The 2,829-nt window shown below is 67.1% G+C and carries 3 protein-coding genes and 1 pseudogene; all 4 read right to left on the bottom strand.

Going from position 1 to position 2,829, the window contains the following annotated elements:
* Positions 1-490 (bottom strand): annotated as a pseudogene (locus ADK64_RS03925) (DUF2236 domain-containing protein); the annotation flags it as partial.
* Positions 491-511: 21 nt separating this feature from the next.
* Positions 512-1,558: a polyprenyl synthetase family protein gene (locus ADK64_RS03920; RefSeq protein ID WP_053654817.1), complete on the bottom strand. Its 1,047-nt coding sequence runs from the start codon at positions 1,556-1,558 to the stop codon at positions 512-514.
* Positions 1,551-1,871: a hypothetical protein gene (locus tag ADK64_RS03915; RefSeq protein ID WP_053654815.1), complete on the bottom strand. Its 321-nt coding sequence runs from the start codon at positions 1,869-1,871 to the stop codon at positions 1,551-1,553. Before ADK64_RS03915 ends, ADK64_RS03920 begins: the two co-directional genes overlap by 8 nt.
* A gap of 404 nt (positions 1,872-2,275) precedes the next feature.
* Positions 2,276-2,662, bottom strand: coding sequence for a nuclear transport factor 2 family protein (locus ADK64_RS03910; protein WP_053654813.1), 387 nt, complete (start codon positions 2,660-2,662; stop codon positions 2,276-2,278).
* Positions 2,663-2,829 lie beyond the last annotated feature (167 nt).

The following is a 2,829-nucleotide window of genomic DNA, read 5'->3' as shown; positions in this document are numbered from 1 at the left end:
GCAGCAGCCGGACCTTCTGGGCGGCCGGGATGAACTTGCTGCCCTCCTCGAAGGCGTTGGTCTGCATGAGGTAGGTGACGAACTGGCCGGTGTTCGCCATACGGCGCGAGGGATAGTCCATCGAGTGGGTCGAGGCCAGCAGCCTGGCCACGCGGGGGATGGCGTACGTCGCCGGCATCGCGGCGAAGGACAGGCCGGTGTTGATGTGCGCGGCGTTGTCCATGAAGAACAGCCGAGCGCGCTCCATCACGTTCCAGTCCACCCAGGAAGGAGGCATGCCGGTGGCCTGGAGGAAGGACTCGGCAGAGGCCGGCAGCCCTTCGGGAAGGCGGGTTCCCGCGGTGCTGAAGAACCGCATCAGGGTGTTGAAGTCCTTTACTTCTCCCTTCTCGAACATGGCGGCGACAGTGTCGTCCGCCAGCGGGTCGCCCTGGTGGCGGAGGGCGTTGAACGTCGCTTCGGTGTAGCGCGGAGTGGTGGAGGTGGTCATGGTGGGGTGCTCGCTTCGTGGTCAGAGGGGGCGGTTGGCCGATGAGGTCGCCAGGTCGCGCAGCGCCGTGTACGTGGCACGGGGCAGGGGCACGCTCTCCAGCGCCCGGTGCGCCAGCGCCAGCCGTTCGGTGATCATGTCTTCGACCTTCCGGCGAGCGCCGCTGGACTCCATGAGCGTGCGTACGTGCGCCGCGTCTCCCTCGTCGAACTCGGGGCGCCCCACCGTCTTGGTCAGGCTCCGCCGGTCGTCCTCGGAGACGAGGGACACGGTGAGGGCCATGAGCGCGGTGGGTTTGCCGTCTCGCAGATCGTCGAGATTGGGCTTGCCGGTCAGGGTTGGGTCGCCGAAGGTGCCCAGCATGTCGTCCCTGAGCTGGAACGCCTCGCCCAACGGGAGTCCGAACGAGGTGAAGGCCGTGAGCAGCCGCTCCGAGCCGCCGCCGAGCGTCGCGCCCAGGTGCAGGGGCCGTTCGACCGTGTACTTGGCCGTCTTGTACCGCGCGACCTCAAGTGATGCAGCGACCTCCGGCACCCCGTCGCCCGTGCGCAGTACCTCCAGGAACTGGCCCGCCACGGTCTCGCGCAGGAGAGCCGACCACAAAGGCACTGTGCGCGCGATGAACGCTCCGGGCAGCCCGCACGTGGCGAAGACCTGGCCCGCGTAGCCCATGAGGAGGTCGCCCAGCATCATCGCCAGGGCCACTGGCCTGTCTCGCCGCTGTCCCAAGGCCACGGTCTGGTCGGCGAAGGCGACGTGGGCCGTGGGCATTCCGTGGCGTACGAGACTGTCGTCGATGATGTCATCGTGTGTGCACGCCGCCGCGTGCACCAGCTCCATGGCCGCCGCCGCACGGATGATGCCGTCGCAGTCCGGCTGCCCCGCGGCCCGCCACCCCCAGTAGAGGAACGCGGCACGCAGCCGCTTTCCCTGCTCCAGGGCACCGCGTAACTGCCCGCACAGCGGAGCCAGTTCGGCAGAGACCTTGAGGAGCTGGGCGGACTCCTGCTCCACCAGATGCTGAAGATGGTCGTCCACGCGTCGCTTCAACTGCTCGGACTCACCCATCGCTGGCCGCGCTCCGCTGTGCTACGACTTTGCGTGCCACCAGCTCCAAGTAGTTGTCGGAGCCCTGCGCGACGCGGCGCGCGGCCAGTTCGCCGCGGGCGTGCAGCTCTTGCATGCCGTCCGTGAGGAAATGAGGCAGGTCCGAGTGGTGCGCTGTCTGCCGGCCGCGCTCCGAGAGTTGGCGCAACTGGTCGAAGGCCAGGTCGGCGAGGCCGAGAGCGAGCACACCCACCTGGCTCAGCACCGTGAGGGGGCTGGAGGGTGATTCGGAGGCTGGGGGTGCGGTACCAGGGTTCTGGGTGGGGTCGGGCATGCGTAGCTCTCCTGCCGCGTGATGTGAGCCGATAAGGGTTTCATCAGTCGTAACGATCTTCGCGGCGGGAAGGTACGAATGACGAGCCATCACTTTCACACCCGGAAGGAGCGGTGGGGTGTGCGTTGATGCCCGGAGTTATGGCGACGGGCCGGAGCGCGGCGGCAGGACCCGGGGAGACCCACTTGAGCGCTTTCACGCGGTTGGTGCTTTCTCGTGGCACACGTAGGGCGCCCCCATCGAGTGACACGTGAACTCCGGCTCGCGATCCCCTTGGAAGAAGGGCACTGTCTCGTCCTCGCTCCAGCGGAGCAGCGCATACGGCTGATCGCCCCACACAGTCCTCTGCGGGGAGCGCCTTGCGGGCCGGGCGATCAGACACGGTTGCCCGGCCGCGGGATTGATCAGTGTCCCAGGGCGCGGGCGATCGGCAGGGTGTCACAGGTCTGCTGCAGGCGGACGATCCTGCTGTCCCGCAGGGTGAAGACGTGTGCGAACCGTGAGGTCACCGCGGTGCCGGCGGTGGTGATGCCTTCGTATCGGCCCAGGACGATGACGTGGCCGCCATCCTCGAAGAACTCCTCGCTGACGACCTGGAACTCGGTGAAGTGGGCGAGGAATTCGAAGAAGTCGCCCAGGATGCTGTCGAGGCCCCGGTACACACCACCGTTGGGGAAGCCTTCGACCACATCCCACTCCGCGCCTGATGCGACGACCGACCGAATGACCTGCGGATCGCCCTTGGCGCTGTAGTAGCGGCGGACGACGTCGATCTGCGATGAGTCCGGCACGGCTGCTCCTCCTATTGGTTCCCCAGGCCGGGGTGCCTTGCAGTTTCCTCGGTTGTCGGTGAACACGACTAGTAGTGCTTCGTTAGGTTCTGGCTCCGGTTCTGCTTGTGGTGAGTGGGCGGCCGCAGGTGGTGCAGGTGCCGGTCCAGCACCTCTAACAGGTCCTG

Origin of the sequence: Streptomyces sp. MMG1121 (assembly GCF_001280015.1) — a bacterium.
GTDB lineage: Bacteria > Actinomycetota > Actinomycetes > Streptomycetales > Streptomycetaceae > Streptomyces.
The sequence above is the reverse complement of the archived record's forward strand: the minus strand, read 5'-3'. Positions and strand labels throughout refer to the sequence as shown.

Excerpts from the sequence above, each read along its gene's own strand:
- ADK64_RS03920 (WP_053654817.1), bottom strand. The coding sequence starts at position 1,558 with ATGGGTGAGTCCGAGCAGTTGAAGCGACGCGTGGACGACCATCTTCAG.
- ADK64_RS03915 (WP_053654815.1), bottom strand. The coding sequence starts at position 1,871 with ATGCCCGACCCCACCCAGAACCCTGGTACCGCACCCCCAGCCTCCGAA.